This is a genomic window from Acetobacter sp. DmW_125128 (assembly GCF_008704325.1).
In the GTDB taxonomy this organism is placed as follows: domain Bacteria; phylum Pseudomonadota; class Alphaproteobacteria; order Acetobacterales; family Acetobacteraceae; genus Acetobacter; species Acetobacter oryzifermentans.
Genome location: NZ_VHOP01000020.1, coordinates 73,645 through 91,062, shown reverse-complemented (window position 1 = coordinate 91,062; position 17,418 = coordinate 73,645). Strand labels below are relative to the sequence as shown.

Genomic DNA, 17,418 nt, shown 5'->3' with positions numbered 1-17,418 from the left:
GCAGAACCAGCAGACAGACGCTCTAGCATGAGAGAGCAGAGAACAGAAACACTCAGCCCAAAAGCATTTGGCTGAAAAAAGCCTTAAGCTGTGCCGCCTACGGTCAGGCCAGTCATTTTAAGGGCAGGCTGGCCCACCCCAACCGGCACGCCTTGCCCGGCTTTACCGCAGGTGCCGATACCGGGGTCTAGCTCCAGATTGCCACCAATCATGGAAACCTGTGTCATGGCCTCCGCCCCGCTTCCAATCAGGGTAGCACCTTTTACAGGCGCCGTTACACGGCCATTTTCGATCAGATAAGCTTCAGATGCGGCAAACACAAACTTGCCTGAGGTGATATCCACCTGCCCCCCCCCAAAGTGCACCGCGTACAGGCCACGCTTTACGGATGAGATCATTTCCTCCGTTGTAGAAGACCCGGGCTGCATGATGGTGTTGGTCATGCGCGGCAAAGGCATATGCGCGTATGACTGGCGACGCCCATTTCCTGTAGGCGCCATGCCCATCAAGCGTGCATTCAGCCTATCCTGCAGGTACCCCTGCAAAATACCGTCTTCAATCAACACCGTGCGGCCTGTGGGCGTGCCTTCATCATCAATAGTCAGGCTGCCGCGCCGGTCGGGTAGAGATCCATCGTCCACAACCGTAACGCCGGGGGAAGCCACACGCTTACCGATGCGCCCGGCAAATACGGATGTGCCTTTGCGGTTGAAATCCCCCTCCAACCCGTGGCCAACGGCCTCATGCAGCAAAATGCCGGGCCAACCTGCGCCTAACACAACCTCCATGGCACCTGCTGGTGCGGGTTGTGCTTCTAATGCAACCAATGCTTGCCGCAACGCTTCATCCACAGCGCCCTGCCATGTTTCTTCATTCAGCAAGCGGTTGATCTCATACCGGCCACCTAGCCCGTAACTTCCGCTTTCACGCTTGCCATCATGTTCCACCACAACAGATACATTCAGCCGCACCAAGGGGCGCAAATCTGCCGCACGTGTGCCATCGGCCCGCATGATCTGCACAGCCTGCCATTCCCCCGAAAGGGAGGCCATAACCTGCACCACACGATTATCTTTGCCCCGCGCATAGGCATCTATTTTTGAAAGCAGGCCAGAACGCGTTGCAAAATCGCTATCACCCAGCGGGTTGGCGTCTGTGTAAAGCCGCTGGTTGGTGGCCCGTGGCGGTGATGCCATCTGGCCTGAGCGTCCGGCACGCACGGCGCTTACAGCATCTACAGCACGCAATAAGGAAGACCGGCTGAGTTCATCCGAATGGGCAAAACCCGTTTCTTCCCCCAATACAGCGCGCAGACCGAATCCGCTGCTGGTATTAAAGGATGCCGAACGGATAACACCATCGTCCAATGCAATGCCTTCACTTTCTCTGTATTCCAGAAAAAGTTCACCATCCTCCATTCCGGCCAATGCCGTTTTTGTCAGCTTTTCCGCATCATCTTTATGCAGTTGTGCATCTGGACGATGAAAAAACAGCTGGTCCGTAACGGCGAGAGCACCCGGATGCTGAGAGGAAGAAGACATGCACGACAACCCTTCAGGAAGAAATAGCCACACCGTAATGGCGCATACACAAAACATAGGAAGTTAAACCGCCACGTAAACCCGGCATGGCTGGCTTTTCCGTAGTAATTTTGGCTGGGCCCGGCTTATACGCCAGGCAATTCATTTACAGTTACAACGCGCCAGCCCACGTCCAAACGTTCCAGAATGGTTAGCGCCAGATTCTGCACGGAAAAATGAAGTGCTGTTTCCGCATGAATGCGCAAGGCATGGGCCAATGCCGCACGCACTACGCCACCATGTGTTACCGCTATAATATCCTGCTGCGCATATTTTTCTGCCAGCCTGTCCAGCAAGCGGCCCACGCGCGCGCAGACATCAATCATGCTTTCACCCTCTGGCGGGCATTCCGTTGCCCCAACAGCCCAGAACGGATGCGGTGCAAGATTAAGATACTGGGGCAGTTCCTCATAAGGCAGGCCCTGCCATGAGCCCAGATTCTGTTCAATCAGATCTGGCTCTACTGTCAGCTTGGCGGGGCCATAGCCAGCTTCCTGCACGGCCTGCGCTGTGCGTTGTGTGCGAGATAACGGGCTTACAAGCCAATGTGCTGGCTTAGGCAGGCGTTCTGCCAAAGCCCGATACATAGGGCGTTGCGCAATAAGGCTATCGGGGCACAAAGGCACATCCATTGCGCCATACATGCACATACGGGCATTTTCTTCCACCAATGCGTGGCGGATCAGCCAGAAACGCGTAATACCCGGCGCCAATTTAGGGCCATCCAGAAAATGATCCTGAGATGAAGGTAAAACTTTGGGAAGGTCTCTTATTTCGTTCATAAAGTGTGTTGTGCGGCCGGCTAACTTGTGACGCAAGAGCCGAAATGGTGCCCCCTACAATGCAACAGGAAGCAATACTTCCGCCTCAACATCCATCACGTTTTCAGACTGTGCAGAAGCCGCCTTTTCCTCCGCTTTCTGCAAAAATGGCCAATAGCGCAGGATCAGGGAAATCTTTTCCATGACATATTGAATATTTTGTATCTCCTGATCCAGATACGTTTGATACGCCATACCTGTAGGCATATCTGACCCAGAAATATGGCGGGCACTAACAGAAATTCTTAAAGCACCCGCCATTTGCCCGCGCACCTGTGCATAAGGCACAGCAACAGGTTGCCCTAGCTGATAATTTTTGGCCATAATCTGATACACAGAATTTGGACAGCCGAATGGCAGATAGCCAGAGATATCCTGTTTTAACCACACATGTAGCTGGCGACATTCCTCAAGGTTTAAGACGGGAGTCATGCCGCTATTACCCCCACCATTGATCAGAAAAGAAAAAATGGTTTGCTGTTGATCCCACGCATCGGGCAGAGCGCTCCGCTTTGCAAAGGTATCTGGCAATAGCTCTATTGTCTGATCCTGCTCCAGAATATGGCGTATTCCACCCAGAAACTGCCCCAAGCGATGGATTTTTTCTGTGGCAGGCACGTCAGAAAAACGTTTGATTTCCGCACATGCACCAACCCAGCGCAGTAATAGCCCCAAATTAAACCCATTGTTTAAAGAAGCTGTTGCCTTACAGGCGGGCCATTCCGCCTGATTAAAATAGGCTACCAGCCCTGATGGCAACACAGCATGATCCAGCCGTTGCCGCCACGCTTCTGGCAATAACAGTGCCCCACAAAACGCCGGGCCTGTATAAAATTTGGAACCCGTAACCATAACAGCCCAGCCACGCTGCAAATAGGCCTTGATACGCTCTGGCATCAGGCGCGCTTGGCAAGCATCCACCACAACATCAATCTGGCCCGGATATGTATGGCAAAGCGCCTGCACGACCTGCATATCGGGAACAAGCTGGCCCGTTTTAGAGGTATCCAGCAAATAAAGCAGCACACGTTGCCCGGCCTGTATGGCTTTATGAATCTGCTGCTGACAAATATGGAAAATATTTTGCCGAGAATTCAGCTCGCCATTTTCGGTGCGCAATGGGGCTGTTACCAACTGTGTGCCTGCTGGAAACCCGGATATCTTCTCGCTTTTACGAACACGGAAACCCAATGCAGTTGTGCTTGCAAAATGCCGACCTTGCGTTGCCAATGGCACACCGCTGCCGGTTTCTTCCACACCTGCCAAAACCACACCTACGGCAGGGTTAACAACCAAAGAAAGAGCCAACGCAGCCAGCACGGAATCCGTACCTGATGGCGCTAAAATACAGTTATCTGGTTTTTCAACACCGTAATATTGCGCCAAAAAGGCCTTGGTATCTGCTTCAAGCGCAAGCAATGGTACTTCTGGAGGCTGCACAAGCATTTCCCGCACCAGCTCCAGCCGACATTTCTCCACAGCATTAAATGCATGCAAAGACGGCGATGAGGCCGTGGAAGAAGAATACTGTCCGCCTGTTACAGAAGGACTATAGGTGCAGCCATAACGATTCTGATGGGTTTGAGGATTAAGGCCGAGTCTTTCATCCCCACCTTCTGCCATAAGCACGTCAGAAGATCCGAGGTAAGGCCAGACGCGCTGCACCCACTGGCAAAAATCATTAACATTTTCAGTTTGACCAGAAAAAACCTGCGGATCGTTTCCTACCTGAAATACAGAAGATAACTGCTGTTGGCATACCTGCTGCAACCATTCCATATCAGGCAGCCTATCTGCTGCCAGCGCTTCCACCCATCTTTCCGGGCAGTTTTCTACAGCCCCACCAAAAATCTTCCACCACCGCGCCGCACTGCGGGCGCAAGCTACCCAAATGCGATTTAAATATTTCTTCACATCATGCGCAGGCAGGCTATTCAGCAGAAAAGCCAATTCCAGCGCCATGCGCCCATAAAAAGAAATTTGTTCTTTATTTTCCAGAAACAGTTTCCCAAAAACCGGCGTCCATGCTCCATTGTGTTGCTCACAAACAAACGGTTTTGATTGCTCTGGTTTTCCAATAACAGGAGAGGAAGCAGCCAGAAATGCCAGTTCCGGAACCATATGCACCCACTGCATTGGATCTGTTTGGCGGGTTCCTGTCATTGAATTAAAAACACCCTCATTTATAGAAGTTCTACCTCAATTAGACTGTGTATATTTTTGTCTAACGGGTGAGATATCCTTCTCTATCCAGATTTGCATAGAAAAAACGTAAGAATGCTGGAGAATTGCTTTCTTCTCCCATATGACTGATAAGCTGTTATCAGGCAATTATATCATTCTGGTCTTGAAGAACGACATAGCATGCGCATCTTATTAACCGGTGGTTGTGGGTTTATCGGGTCTGCCGTTATTCGCCACATCATACACAATACCTCACATTCTGTCCTGAATGTTGACTGCATGACTTATGCAGCTTCTCCTGAGACAGTTGAAGACGCCCCAGAGAGCGAACGCTATACGTTCTCACAGACCAACATCATAGATACACCTGCGCTGGAAAAGCTGTTCAACAGTTTTAAACCAGATGCAGTTATGCATCTGGCGGCGGAAAGCCATGTTGATCGCTCCATTGATGGGCCGGGCGTCTTTATCCAGACAAATGTGGTGGGCACATACTCCATGCTGGAGGCCGCCCGCAAATACTGGATGACTCTGGATAAGGAAGCGCAAGAAGCCTTCCGCTTTCATCATATCTCCACGGATGAGGTTTTTGGTGCACTCGGCCCCAATGATCCGCCATTTACCGAAACAACGCCGTATGATCCACGCAGCCCATATTCGGCCAGCAAGGCATCTTCCGATCATCTGGTTCGGGCTTGGTATCATACCTTCGGGCTGCCCACTTTTGTCACCAACACGACAAATAACTACGGCATCTGGCATTTTCCTGAAAAACTGATCCCGCTTATCACCATTAACGCCATTGAGGGCAAAGAACTGCCCGTATATGGCAAGGGTGACAATGTGCGTGATTGGCTGTTTGTGGAAGACCACGCAGAAGCTCTGGTGAAAGCCGTTGAAACGGGCAAACCTGGTGAAACCTACGCTATTGGCGCCCGCCAGCCGCGCACCAATCTGGAAGTTGTGCAGACAATCTGCCGCATTCTGGATGAACTTTCTCCAGATACCGCAGGCCCACATGAACGGCTGATCCGTTATGTAACAGATCGCCCCGGCCATGATTTCCGTTACGAAATTGATCCTTCCCACGCAGAAAAAGCGTTGGACTGGAAAGCTAAGCATAATTTTGAAACCGGCATCCGCCGCACTGTCCAGTGGTATCTGGACAACCGCGCGTGGTGGGAAAGCATTCGCGCCCGCCGCTATACTGGCCAGAGACTGGGAACCACTGCTCCATGATTCAAAAACCTGCTACTCCTACCCCCATGAAGGGCATTCTGCTGGCTGGCGGATCTGGCACGCGGCTTTACCCCATGACACTGGCAGCCAGCAAACAGTTGCTGCCAGTTTATGATAAACCAATGGTCTATTATCCGCTTTCCACGCTTATGCTGGCAGGTATCAAGGATATCATGATCATCAGCACCCCGCTGGATCTGCCGCAGTTTAAGCGCCTGCTAGGAGATGGCTCTCAGTTTGGTGTAAACTTTGAATACCGTGTCCAGCCTTCACCAGATGGTATTCCGCAGGCCTTCCTGATTGCTGAAGACTGGCTACAGGATGCACCTTGCGCATTGGCTCTGGGTGATAACCTGATCTTTGCCGATCACCTCAGCGCTTCCTTGCAAAAAGCGGCTGCACGCCCACAAGGCGCTACTGTTTTTGCTTATCAGGTACGTGACCCCGAACGTTATGGGGTTGTTTCCTTTGATGAAACAGACCGTGCGCTTGATATTGTGGAAAAACCCACCAACCCACCTTCAAACTGGGCAGTAACTGGCCTGTATTTCTATGATAACCGTGTGTTGGATTTTGCCAAAAAGGTAAAACCTTCCGCACGTGGTGAGTTGGAAATTACAGATCTAAACCGTTTTTACCTGGAAGAAGGCAACCTGCAAGTTGAGCGTCTGGGCCGTGGTTGTGCCTGGTTGGATGCGGGTATTCCCGATAGCCTGCTAGAAGCCAGCCAGTTTGTGCACACCATTCAGGCACGTCAGGGCATGCTTGTCGGTTCTCCTGCAGAAGTGGCCTTCCGTATGGGGTATATTTCTGCCGATCATCTTAAAGAACATGCCAAACGCATGGGTAAAACAGAACTGGGCCGGGTATTGTTCAACCTAGCTTCATCTGAAGGTGCAGGCCACTAAGGCCTGCTTTTTCCTTTCCCCTATAGCAACGCAGGAGTTTCCCGCGCATGAAATCCGAACGCCTTGCCATTCCCGATGTTATTCTGATTACGCCACCACGCTTTGGTGACAATCGTGGGTTCTTTTCAGAAACCTACAATATCGAACGCATGCGCGAAGCAGGCATTACGGAACCTTTCGTGCAGGATAACCAGAGCCTTTCCCGCCAGAAAGGCGTTATCCGTGGCCTGCATTGCCAGCTTGATCCGTTTGCACAGGGCAAACTGGTACGTTGCACTCGCGGTGCCATTTGGGATGTTGCCGTAGATGCGCGCACAGGCTCCCCTACTTATGGCAAATGGGTTGCGGCTGAACTTTCTGAAGAAAATTGGTCTCAGCTCTGGATTCCACCTGGCTTTCTTCACGGCTTTTGCACCCTGACTGAAAATGCAGAAGTGCAATACAAATGCACGGCTCTTTACAGCAAAGCATCTGAACGCGCCGTTATCTGGAACAGCGCGGAACTCGGGATTGAGTGGCCCGTTAAGGCTGAGGATGCCGTATTGTCTGAAAAAGACTTGCTGGCCCCAGAATTTTCAGCAGCCAAGGGATGGTTTCAGTATACGGGGAAAGAAGGCTAAGCATGAGCATTCTGTCTGAAACTGGCGGCCCTGTTCTGGTAACTGGCGGAAAAGGCCAACTGGCAACATCTCTGGTAAATCTCGGTGGCCCGCGCATCCGTTGCGTCGGTCGTCCTGATTTTGATTTTGACCGCCCTGAAACACTTAAGGCTACGCTAGACGCCATCAAACCGGTTGCTGTGGTAAACGCCGCAGCATGGACGGCTGTTGATCTGGCAGAAAGTGAACCTGAAGCCGCAGCTCGTGCCAATACAACGGGGCCAGAACTGCTGGCCCGCCTGTGTGCAGAACGCGGCATACCTTTTATCCATGTTTCCACAGATTATGTTTTTGCTGGAGACAAAGGCGCACCTTATGTGGAAACAGACCCTGTTTCTCCACAGACTGTTTACGGCAGCACCAAAGCTGAAGGTGAACAGTGCATTCTGGCGGCTGATCCGCGTAGCATCATTCTGCGCACCTCTTGGGTTTATTCAGCGCACGGGAAAAACTTTGTGCGCACAATGCTGAATGTTGGCGCCAAAAACCCAGCCTTGAAGGTTGTGGGGGATCAATGCGGCAACCCAACCTGTTCCGATGATCTAGCGCAGGCTATTCTTTCCATTCTGGCCACTATTGAAAACACCGGCTGGAAAGATGAATACGCAGGCATTTACCATGCTTGTGGCACGGGTGAGACAACGTGGCATGGTCTGGCCGAAGCCGCGCTACAAAAAGCGGCTGAATATGGCCAAGCCAAACCCACCATTACAGCCATTCGCACAGAAGATTGGCCAACCCCTGCCAAGCGTCCGGCTGATTCCCGCATGGATAACAGCAAACTCGCGCACGTATTTGGTATTCAAATGCCGCAATGGCAGGAAAGCGTGAACAAGGTAGTACACCAAATCTTCACCACACCTTCCTGACACCTCTCTGGGGAAACAGGCGGCCCCAGAAGGTTATTTCAATCAATACCGCCTGACAAAATGCAGAAGTGAACAGTCAGGTGCAGACACCAAACGTGCAACACGGGATGGATCTTCCCCAATCTCAGGAAACCGTTCCTGTTGCCGTTTTACTTTCTGTTTACAATGGTGCTGCATTTTTAAATGATCTGCTAACATCTCTTAAACAGCAAACGCATACAAACTGGGTTCTGCTGTGGCGAGATGATGGATCTACAGATGCAAGTATCGCATGCATGCATCAGTTTACCCTGGATGTCGGCCATCAACGTTGCAGGCAAATTACGTCATCCCCTGCGCATGTGGGGGTTGTACTTTCTTACGCAACACTTCTGAAAGATGTGCCCGCGGGCTTTTTTGTTGCCTTCTGTGATCAGGATGATGTCTGGTTTCCGCATAAACTGGAACGTGGGCTCACAGCGCTAACAACCACCCAAAAACCTGCGCTTTATTGCTCACGCCAACGCTTAACAGACACCAAGCTGCGCCCAATCAGCATTTCACCGCAGTTACCGCCAAATCCATGTTTTCAAATGGCATTAACGCAGAATATTGCCACAGGCTGCACCATTATGCTTGCCCCTGCGGCGGTCTCCCTCTTGCAAGGCAGCTTTCCGCCGCCCAATCATATTTTGCATGATTGGTGGGCTTATCTGGTTGTAACTGGCGCAGATGGCACAGTTATTACAGACAATCAGCCCACACTATTTTATCGCCAGCATGATAATAATGCCGTAGGTGCACCTGCCTTATTTACGCAACGGGCATTAGCCGCCCTTCGGCGCGGGCCTTGGCAGTTTATGTCTATCTTTCGGGATAATCTGGCCTATCTTGGCAAGCAAACTTACCTTTCAGCAAACAACCGCCATTTTTTAGATGCATTACAGAGAGTGCTATCACAATCAGGTATAATAGGAAGATGGCACAGATGGCAGATGCTACAGCACTCCCCCAAACTGCGTAGATATACTTGGCCGGAACAAATTATTTTCAGGCTGTGGTTTCTGCTGGGCTGAATAATATCTCGTAGTTTTGAGATTGGCTTTGCGCTTTTCCATTACCAATAGCGTGCAAACAAAACATTATGAGCAAGATAATGTGCTCAACACCTGCATTTTCTTTACACCTTCCTTAACAAAACCACGTTCCAGTGCTTCTGCTATAAAGCTGTTCACGATAGATTACCGCTACTGCTAAAACCGAATCATTCTCATCAATCACCCGCAAACATTTTTCTGGCATGCTGGAAACGTGTTTCGGCTTCTGGAGTCAGGATCAACACCCTTGGCGCGCATAAGCCCTACGCAATCCGATCATTATCCCCCATCCTCACACAAAAGCACGTTGCGTTTGCGCCTGGAGGAAGGTGGTGGGCTTGCGCTATGCGTTCTGGCCTGCGCTTTATTGGCTGCACTTGTCAGCTATAATCCCAATGATCCATCCTTCAACACAGCAACAGGCCAGCCGCCTACCAACCTGTTAGGCATAAGCGGGGCCTTTTTTGCCGATACGCTGTTGCAGGGCGTGGGGTTGGCAGCCATTCTGCCCGCGTTAATTCTAATTGCATGGGGCTGGCGGTTTATGAGCCACCGGCTACTGGGCCACGAATCATGGCCTGTATTTGCCATGCGTGTTGTAGCTATTCTGTGCCTGTTACCAGTTTCTGGCGCATTGCTATCTGCTATTCCTCTGCTCTTCACTGCCCTGCCCGCCATTAACTGGCCAACCCAAGCGGGTGTTGGCGGGGGCATTGGCCATTCCATTGCCCAAACATCCATTGCTGCTGGTATGGCGGCCATTGGTCCGGCTGGTGGTATGGTGCTGTGGCTGCTTGGGTTGCTACTGGCTTTTCTGCTTATGGCTTTAGCAACAGGCCTGCGGCGGGAGGAATGGTTTGCCATCTGGCGGGTAACACTTACGTTGCTGCGCTTGCCGGGCAAGCTTGGGGTGCGCTTTGTGCGTTACTATGCCAGCCGCAAACCCCAGACCGATGCCTATACTCCCACGGAAACAGCCGATCTTTATAAAAACCGACCTCAAGCTTCCTCACAGTCTCTCTTTGCTCATGATGAACCAGAGGTAGAAGAAGTTTCCCACGCGGCACCAATATCTACGCCCGCATCTGCTGGCACAGCCTTGGTTTTGCATAATGAAGAAGACAGCAAAAAACCTGCGGTTTCTTCTTCCATGGAATTAGCACATCATATGCCAGACCCTGCGCCTGCTGCTACGCCGGCTCCAGTCGTCACACAAGCGCCCCCTCCGCCTCTGCAACCCGTTGCAGAAAAAGCGGCTAAATCGGGTATTCTGGGGCGTCTGTTTTCTGGAAGTGCAAATCAGGAAAGCAGCACCAACTCTACGGCCCGTGCAGGCGCCACAGTGCGTAAAGGTGGATGGGAACTCCCACCTCTCAGCCTTCTCAAACCGGCCCCGAGCAATACACGCACAGGCCCTTCCCCAGAAGCGCTTCACGCAACAGCACGACTTCTAGAACAGGTGCTGGCCGATTATGGTGTGCAGGGCAAAATTGTAGGCATGAGCGCAGGGCCCGTTGTTACGCTCTATGAACTGGAGCCAGCGCCGGGTATTCGTTCTGCCCGTATTATCGGCCTTTCAGATGATGTGGCACGCTCTCTTTCTGTGTTGAGTGTGCGTATTGCCACGGTGCCGGGCCGTAACGTGATGGGCATTGAAGTGCCTAATCAAACGCGTGAAACGGTTTACCTTTCTGAGCTGCTCAACCAGCCGACATGGCGGGATGATCCGGGCCAGCTTCCTCTGGCTTTGGGCAAAGATATTGCTGGTGAGCCGACATTCAGTGATCTGGCGCGTATGCCGCACCTGCTAGTAGCTGGCACCACGGGTTCGGGTAAATCTGTTGGTGTAAACGCCATGATTCTGTCGCTGCTTTATCGGCTTTCCCCCGATGAATGCCGCCTGATCATGATTGACCCTAAGGTGTTGGAACTCTCCATCTATGATGGCATTCCACATTTGCTTACACCGGTGGTGACAGAGCCGCCAAAAGCCGTAAACGCCCTTAAATGGGTTGTGCGCGAAATGGACCGCCGTTACCGCACCATGGCACATATGCAGGTGCGGAATATTGCGGGCTATAATGCCCGTGCAGCAGAAGCCCGTGCCGATGGTGAAGTGGTTGTGCGCCGCGTGCAGACAGGGTTTGACCCCGAAACGGGAAACCCGGTTTTTGAGGAACAATCTGTTACGCTAGACCCCATGCCCTATATCGTCGTGATTATTGACGAAATGGCTGACCTGATGATGACGGCCGGGAAAGAAATTGATGCCTGCGTGCAGCGTCTGGCCCAAAAAGCGCGTGCTGCTGGTATTCACGTTATTATGGCCACGCAACGCCCCTCTGTGGATGTAATTACCGGCACTATTAAAGCCAACTTCCCCACCCGTATTTCCTTTCAGGTTATCAGCAAGTTTGATAGCCGCACCATCTTGGGCGAACAGGGGGCTGAACAGCTATTGGGCCAAGGTGACATGCTATTCATGCAAGGTGGCGGCCGCATTACCCGCGTGCACGGCCCCTTTGTGGCTGATAGTGAAGTGGAGCAGGTTGTTAACTTCCTGAAAGAACAGGGAGAACCTGTTTACGATGATGACGTGTTGGCAGAACCCGTGGATGAAACAGCATCCTCCAATAGTGGTTCTGGCCGTTCTGGCGGCGGTGATAACGGTGAATCCGAAATGTATGATGAAGCCGTTTCCATTGTAACTGCTGAAGGCAAAGCCTCTACCTCCTTCATTCAGCGCAAGCTTTCCATTGGCTATAATCGTGCCGCCAAGTTGATTGAGCAGATGGAAAAAGACGGCATTATCAGCCAAGCCGACCGCGTTGGCCGCCGCAAGGTGTTGGTTGGCGCTAATCGGGAGGATTAAACATTCCTCCTTCTTCACCCCCCATCCTCTATCAGAATCATCATCTGGTTATTTTGAATAAACCGGCAGGCCTGCCTGTTCATGCAGGCCCTGCTGGTGGGCCAAGTGTTGAAGACTGGTTTCCGCTGCTTTCTCGTCGTAAGGATGGGCCATGGCTGGCGCATAGGCTGGATACAGATACATCAGGCTGCTTGGCCATAGCCTTACGCAAGCAACCCCTTCTGGCCTTGCAACAAGCCTTTGCCACCAAAACAGCACAGAAAATCTATTGGGCCGTTGTACAAACCGGCCCACAGGCAAACACTGGCCGCATAGACCTGCCACTTGAAAAACAATCCTCTAAAAAAGGCTGGCAGATGGTTGCATCTCCTTCTGGCACGCATGCCGCCACAAAATGGAAAGTTCTTGGCCGAAGCAAGGGGATGTGCTGGCTGGAGCTTACCCTTGAAACAGGGCGCACACATCAGGCCCGCGTGCATTGTGCCGCCATGGGCTGGCCTATTATAGGTGATCCTCTTTATGGCACGCCGCACTCTGAAGGATTGCACCTTCTGGCCAGAAGTTTAACCCTGCCACTTTCTCCCCCCATTACAGCGGTTGCACCGCCCCGCCCCGGCATGGTGCCAGCTTTGCAAGCTTGCGGATGGAAACCTAACGAGGAAGCCAAACTTTAAGCGCCCCAAAAGATGGAAGTTTATTTTCTTTTATGCAGCCACGTTTTGACAATGCCTTCATGTAAAAGCTGCCGTTTTTTTCGGATAATTTCTGCATCAAATTTTTGGGCCTGTTTACTACCTGCAACAGACATCTGGCTGCGCTTTTGCGGATTGTTCATCAAACCACGCAAAACATTCGCTAAAGCCGGAACATCATCCGGGTTAGCATATACCCCGGCATTTCCGACCACTTCTGGCAGACCACCACGAGAGGAAGCGACCACAGCCGCACCCATTCCCATGGCTTCTAGGGCTACCATGCCAAAAGGTTCTGGCCAACGGCTAGGTATGACAACAATAGCTGCCCGCCCCATAGCATCCAACACTTTATGATGGGGTTGATACCCGGCCATCGCCACATGGGCTGCCTGTGCTTGCACACGCAACTGCTTTAAAAAAGGCGTTTGCGGAGAATCCGGGCCGAACCTGTCTGCACCAATAATTTCAGCACGCCATACAGGATGGGAGGGTAATATTTCAGCACAAGCTGCTACAAAGGAATCCACACCTTTATCGGCAACAACACGGCCCGCAAACAGCAACAGATTCTCGCGCTTTTGAGAAACTTCAGGCAAAGCTGAAAAGTCCAGACAATTGGGCAGCACATACACATCCGCAGCAGGTACTGAACTTTTAAAGCGCTTTTGCACCCATTCAGATACGGCAACCACCGCCACCTTGCTTGCCAGTGTTTCTCGTTCTGCTGCTGTGCGCGCCTTCTTCATGCCGCACGGATCATTATGCAGCACTAAAGAAACAGGAAGATGAGGGAAACGCTTGCGCAGCCCCAGTGCAATATCTGGCCGGTTATGAACCTCAACGAGTTCTGGTTGAAGCTGCCGAATTTTTCTGGCTACTCCGGCTATATATCGGCCAATCCGCCCCCACGGATACAAAATGGAAGGAACGGGCTGGAAAGCCACACCCTGAAAACTTGGAACAGATAGAGGTGACCCTACAACAGTTTCACCTTCTAAGGCTGTGCGATGCACCAGTAACGCAATGGCCCCAGCCTGTTGCGGTGCAAATCTTTCTCGGGGGGGTAAAACTGTTAAAACCCGTAAGGCACGCGCCATTTTACCCCTCCGGTATCATACATTCTGTGGGGCACACTGTAGAACGTCACACCGTATCAGGGGATGGATTCATACATATCCAACTGCCACTCTGCCGGTTCATCTGCCGCCTCTTTATACCATTCCCGCATCAGCGGGTGCTGCCGCACGGCTTCCATATAAGCGCGGGAAACATCGGATAGCCCTGTAACGTCATAGGACAGGAATCGGCAGACAATCGGGGCAAACATGGCATCTGCATTTCCAAAAGATGCACCAAACAGATACGGGCCATTAGCCCCATAACGGGCTCTGGCATCTGTCCAGATGGCATCAATTCGGGCGATATCCTTTAACACATCTTCCGCTAAAGGCTCTGCCAGCGGACGAGAATCTCGCCCCAGATTCATCGGCAGAGCAGAACGCACGCCACGGAATCCGGAATGCATTTCTGCTGATATGGAGCGTGCGATCGCACGTTCGCACCGTTCAGACGGCCATAGTGCAGGCTGGTGTTCTGCGCAGTATTCCGCAATGGAAAGCGAATCCCACACAACAGCGCCTTCATGCTCCAAATACGGCACACACCCGTTGGGAGACAGTGTTTTAAGCACTGTGGTTCTGCCACCACCTGCTAGCGGCACAACATCTATATCCACATTCAGTTGTGCCAGCTTTACCATCAGCCAGCCCCGCAAAGACCACGAAGAATACCGCTGCGTACCAATAACAAGCCGACCATCAGCCATCATTCGTGCCCTTTACCCCAAAATTATGCTGGAACAGTTTCTTCCATACGGCGGATAAACCCACCCCCCAGAATACGCGTGCCCTGATAGAATACACAGGCTTGCCCAGGGGCGGGCATAGCTGGTTCTTCCAGATACACCATAGCCCCCTCCGGCGTAGGCACCACGCGGGCGGCCCGAGGCTCTTCCCGCGCGCGCATCTGCACGCGGCAAACCAAACCTTCTGGGGGGGCATCTACCAGCCAGTTCACATTCCGCACGGAAAGGGCCGTAACAAAAGATTTTTCCCGCGGGCCAATAATCACACGCCTGCGGCCCGGTTCTACACCAACCACCATCTGGCGTTCACCATTCAGGCGCGCGGCATTCCCCAGCCTTTTGCTTTGGCCCACCGTAAACCGCATAACGCCTTCGTGCTGGCCGACAATCTGCCCCTGCTGATCCACAATTTCACCCGGACCAGCCATTTCAGGGTGCATTTTTTCAACCAGATCCACGTAGGAGCCATCGCTTACAAAGCATAGGTCCTGGCTATCGGGTTTGCCCGCAACAACCAGACCAAAGCGCTCGGCTTCTTTTCTAACGGCAGCCTTGTCTGGCATATCGCCTAGCGGAAAGCGCAGAAACTCAAGCTGATCCCGCGTGGTAGCAAACAGGAACCAGCTCTGATCCCGGTCTTCATCACACGGACGGTGCAGTTCTGCGCCCTCTGGCCCTTCTACACGACGAACGTAATGGCCTGTTGCCATAGCATCTGCGCCAATTTCACGCGCAAGGCCCAACAGATCCGTAAACTTTACACCCTGATTGCACGCCACACAGGGCACTGGCGTTTCACCCGATGCATAGGCATCTGCAAAACGCTCTATAACGCTATCCTTAAAACGGCGTTCCGCATCAATCACGTAATGCGGAAAGCCCAGAAGGTCTGCCACTGCACGGGCATCCCGAATATCCTGCCCCGCGCAGCACGCACCTTTTTTTGCAGCCCCACGCGAATCGTAAAGCTGCAAGGTAGCACCCACAACTTCATGCCCTTCCTCCAGAAGGCGAGCAGCTACAACAGAGCTATCCACCCCACCAGACATGGCAACAAGTATACGCATGAGCGCTATATCCTTTTTAAAACGGCTTCAGGCCTTGCTGGGCAGGCGTACAACCAAACCATCCAGTGCATCTGTCATGACAATCTGACAGCCCAAGCGAGATGTTTTTTCCAGCCCAAAAGCCAGATCCAGCATATCTTCTTCATCATCTGTAGGGGCAGCCAGCTTGGGGGCCCAAGTTGGATCTACAATCACATGGCACGTTGCACAGGCCAGAGAACCCTCACACGCGCCTTCAAGATCAATGCCATGCTTGTGGGCAATTTCCAGCACGGAAAGGCCAACCGGCGCATCCACTTTGTGTTCGGTTCCGTCCTGTTCAACAAATGTCATCTGGGGCATTGGTTTTCCATCCTGCCAAAGGCTGTTTCATTGCAGCATGTGGGGTTATGGCGCTTCTGTCGGGTTGCACTTGGTAACTTACGTTACGCTCCGCACCCGCAAGACAGCCTGCGCCAAATTTTCTGCCGCGCGTTCTGCTTCGGCGGCTGAGGTAAAACGTCCGGGAGACAGACGCAAGCTTCTTCCCGCTTCTTCCCTACGCAACCCCATTGCTTCCAGCACATAAGATGGGGCGAGTTCTGCCGAAGAACAGGCCGATCCTAAAGAAACAGCAAGATCTGGCATAACCGCCACAACATCCAAAGCCGAAACGCCTACGGGCAAGCGCAGGTTAAAAATACCCGGCAAACGTGGGGCTGCAACGGCATTAACCTCACACCCCGGCAAAACAGCATTCAATTTGTTTAGAAAAACGCGCTGCAACATGGATAAATGCTCAAAGCCGGTATCCATCTCCTGCTTTACAATCTGGCAGGCTTCTCCAAACGCAGCCACAAGAAAACCGGGCACGGTGCCAGAGCGCACGCCACGTTCCTGCCCTCCGCCAGAAAACAGAGACGCCAGACGGACACGTGGCCGACGCCGCACAAACAATGCTCCAGCACCTTTTGGGCCATACAGTTTGTGGCTGGAAACAGAAGCCAAAGCCAAACCCCATGCCCGCACATCTACAGGAATTTTCCCCGCGGCTTGCGCCAGATCAGAATGCAGTAAAGCTCCTGCTTCATTCACTAAAGCGCTAAGAACCGGCATGTCTTGCAGCACGCCTGTTTCATTATTCGCCGCCATAATGGAAACAAGTGCTGTGGGCACTTTTAGCGCCTCTTGTAGCACAGATGGATCAAGTAGGCCGTTAGCATCTACTGGCAGCACAACAGGTTCAAACCCTTCCTGCGCCAGATCTCGTACGCTTTCCAAAACACATTTGTGCTCTGTAGCGACAGTTATAACACGCTTACGCGGGCTACCCTGTGCCGCCAGATGGCGTACAGCCCCTTTAATGGCCAGATTATTGGCTTCTGTAGCACCCGATGTAAAAATGATTTCCTTAGCATCAGCCCCTATCAAGCTGGCAACCTGATTACGCGCATGTGCTACTCTGTCTGCCGCACGCATACCCGCTTCATGTGTTGTGCTGTGTGGGTTACCATTTTCATGGTCCAGAACATCCAGCAGCACTTGGCGCACCCGCGGATCACACGGTGTGGTGGCTGCATGATCAAAATAAATAGAAGATGCCAT

The 17,418-nt window shown here is 52.2% G+C and carries 15 protein-coding genes; 7 read left to right on the top strand and 8 right to left on the bottom strand.

Going from position 1 to position 17,418, the window contains the following annotated elements:
* Nucleotides 1-83: 83 nt before the first annotated feature.
* The 3 genes from tldD to FKW19_RS08650 all read right to left on the bottom strand — a co-directional run bounded on the left by tldD (nucleotide 84) and on the right by FKW19_RS08650 (nucleotide 4,564).
* Entirely contained in the window at nucleotides 84-1,541 is a 1,458-nt protein-coding gene (gene tldD / locus FKW19_RS08660) for a metalloprotease TldD (protein WP_035353069.1), read from the bottom strand.
* A 125-nt stretch (nucleotides 1,542-1,666) separates the two neighbouring features.
* Nucleotides 1,667-2,362, bottom strand: coding sequence for a histidine phosphatase family protein (locus FKW19_RS08655; protein WP_035353066.1), 696 nt, complete (start codon nucleotides 2,360-2,362; stop codon nucleotides 1,667-1,669).
* A 54-nt stretch (nucleotides 2,363-2,416) separates the two neighbouring features.
* Entirely contained in the window at nucleotides 2,417-4,564 is a 2,148-nt protein-coding gene (locus FKW19_RS08650; protein WP_089179791.1) for a GMP reductase, read from the bottom strand.
* 201 nt (nucleotides 4,565-4,765) lie between these two features.
* Here FKW19_RS08650 and rfbB point away from each other — a divergent pair, with 201 nt between their 5' ends.
* From rfbB to FKW19_RS08615, 7 genes are all read left to right on the top strand, one after another.
* Nucleotides 4,766-5,824, top strand: a complete 1,059-nt coding sequence (rfbB, locus tag FKW19_RS08645) for a dTDP-glucose 4,6-dehydratase (protein WP_089179792.1) — start codon at nucleotides 4,766-4,768, stop codon at nucleotides 5,822-5,824.
* On the top strand, nucleotides 5,821-6,732 hold the full coding sequence (rfbA, locus tag FKW19_RS08640) for a glucose-1-phosphate thymidylyltransferase RfbA (RefSeq protein ID WP_035353063.1): 912 nt from the start codon (nucleotides 5,821-5,823) through the stop codon (nucleotides 6,730-6,732). Before rfbB ends, rfbA begins: the two co-directional genes overlap by 4 nt.
* Before the next feature lie 47 nt (nucleotides 6,733-6,779).
* Nucleotides 6,780-7,352 carry a dTDP-4-dehydrorhamnose 3,5-epimerase gene (gene rfbC / locus FKW19_RS08635; protein ID WP_006115609.1) on the top strand — a complete coding sequence of 191 codons (573 nt, stop codon included), beginning with the start codon at nucleotides 6,780-6,782 and terminating at the stop codon, nucleotides 7,350-7,352.
* Between the two features lie 2 nt (nucleotides 7,353-7,354).
* Nucleotides 7,355-8,260: a dTDP-4-dehydrorhamnose reductase gene (rfbD, locus tag FKW19_RS08630; RefSeq protein WP_089179793.1), complete on the top strand. Its 906-nt coding sequence runs from the start codon at nucleotides 7,355-7,357 to the stop codon at nucleotides 8,258-8,260.
* Nucleotides 8,261-8,340: 80 nt separating this feature from the next.
* The gene (locus FKW19_RS08625) at nucleotides 8,341-9,315 is read left to right on the top strand and encodes a glycosyltransferase family 2 protein (RefSeq protein ID WP_193561052.1); all 975 of its coding nucleotides are present in this window, start codon (nucleotides 8,341-8,343) and stop codon (nucleotides 9,313-9,315) included.
* A 235-nt stretch (nucleotides 9,316-9,550) separates the two neighbouring features.
* Nucleotides 9,551-12,208 (top strand): DNA translocase FtsK, encoded by a 2,658-nt coding sequence (locus tag FKW19_RS08620; RefSeq protein WP_193561053.1) that lies wholly within the window; start codon nucleotides 9,551-9,553, stop codon nucleotides 12,206-12,208.
* Nucleotides 12,209-12,261: 53 nt separating this feature from the next.
* Nucleotides 12,262-12,882 (top strand): RluA family pseudouridine synthase, encoded by a 621-nt coding sequence (locus FKW19_RS08615; RefSeq protein WP_238331299.1) that lies wholly within the window; start codon nucleotides 12,262-12,264, stop codon nucleotides 12,880-12,882.
* 20 nt (nucleotides 12,883-12,902) lie between these two features.
* Here FKW19_RS08615 and FKW19_RS08610 read toward each other — a convergent pair whose 3' ends face one another.
* From FKW19_RS08610 to FKW19_RS08590, 5 genes are all read right to left on the bottom strand, one after another.
* Nucleotides 12,903-14,000 (bottom strand): glycosyltransferase family 4 protein, encoded by a 1,098-nt coding sequence (locus FKW19_RS08610; RefSeq protein ID WP_089179797.1) that lies wholly within the window; start codon nucleotides 13,998-14,000, stop codon nucleotides 12,903-12,905.
* Between the two features lie 56 nt (nucleotides 14,001-14,056).
* The gene (locus tag FKW19_RS08605; RefSeq protein ID WP_063354762.1) at nucleotides 14,057-14,728 is read right to left on the bottom strand and encodes a glutathione S-transferase; all 672 of its coding nucleotides are present in this window, start codon (nucleotides 14,726-14,728) and stop codon (nucleotides 14,057-14,059) included.
* A 23-nt stretch (nucleotides 14,729-14,751) separates the two neighbouring features.
* Nucleotides 14,752-15,834, bottom strand: coding sequence for a tRNA 2-thiouridine(34) synthase MnmA (gene mnmA, locus FKW19_RS08600; RefSeq protein ID WP_063354763.1), 1,083 nt, complete (start codon nucleotides 15,832-15,834; stop codon nucleotides 14,752-14,754).
* 27 nt (nucleotides 15,835-15,861) lie between these two features.
* Entirely contained in the window at nucleotides 15,862-16,176 is a 315-nt protein-coding gene (locus FKW19_RS08595; RefSeq protein WP_006115619.1) for a ferredoxin family 2Fe-2S iron-sulfur cluster binding protein, read from the bottom strand.
* Between the two features lie 78 nt (nucleotides 16,177-16,254).
* Nucleotides 16,255-17,418 carry a cysteine desulfurase family protein gene (locus FKW19_RS08590; RefSeq protein WP_089179798.1) on the bottom strand — a complete coding sequence of 388 codons (1,164 nt, stop codon included), beginning with the start codon at nucleotides 17,416-17,418 and terminating at the stop codon, nucleotides 16,255-16,257.

What these genes read in the sequence shown, in the direction of transcription:
- tldD (WP_035353069.1), bottom strand. Translation starts at nt 1,541, where the DNA reads ATGTCTTCTTCCTCTCAGCATCCGGGTGCTCTCGCCGTTACGGACCAG.
- FKW19_RS08655 (WP_035353066.1), bottom strand. Translation starts at nt 2,362, where the DNA reads ATGAACGAAATAAGAGACCTTCCCAAAGTTTTACCTTCATCTCAGGAT.
- FKW19_RS08650 (WP_089179791.1), bottom strand. Translation starts at nt 4,564, where the DNA reads ATGACAGGAACCCGCCAAACAGATCCAATGCAGTGGGTGCATATGGTT.
- rfbB (WP_089179792.1), top strand. Translation starts at nt 4,766, where the DNA reads ATGCGCATCTTATTAACCGGTGGTTGTGGGTTTATCGGGTCTGCCGTT.
- rfbA (WP_035353063.1), top strand. Translation starts at nt 5,821, where the DNA reads ATGATTCAAAAACCTGCTACTCCTACCCCCATGAAGGGCATTCTGCTG.
- rfbC (WP_006115609.1), top strand. Translation starts at nt 6,780, where the DNA reads ATGAAATCCGAACGCCTTGCCATTCCCGATGTTATTCTGATTACGCCA.
- rfbD (WP_089179793.1), top strand. Translation starts at nt 7,355, where the DNA reads ATGAGCATTCTGTCTGAAACTGGCGGCCCTGTTCTGGTAACTGGCGGA.
- FKW19_RS08610 (WP_089179797.1), bottom strand. Translation starts at nt 14,000, where the DNA reads ATGGCGCGTGCCTTACGGGTTTTAACAGTTTTACCCCCCCGAGAAAGA.
- FKW19_RS08605 (WP_063354762.1), bottom strand. Translation starts at nt 14,728, where the DNA reads ATGGCTGATGGTCGGCTTGTTATTGGTACGCAGCGGTATTCTTCGTGG.
- mnmA (WP_063354763.1), bottom strand. Translation starts at nt 15,834, where the DNA reads ATGCGTATACTTGTTGCCATGTCTGGTGGGGTGGATAGCTCTGTTGTA.
- FKW19_RS08595 (WP_006115619.1), bottom strand. Translation starts at nt 16,176, where the DNA reads ATGCCCCAGATGACATTTGTTGAACAGGACGGAACCGAACACAAAGTG.
- FKW19_RS08590 (WP_089179798.1), bottom strand. Translation starts at nt 17,418, where the DNA reads ATGGCATCTTCTATTTATTTTGATCATGCAGCCACCACACCGTGTGAT.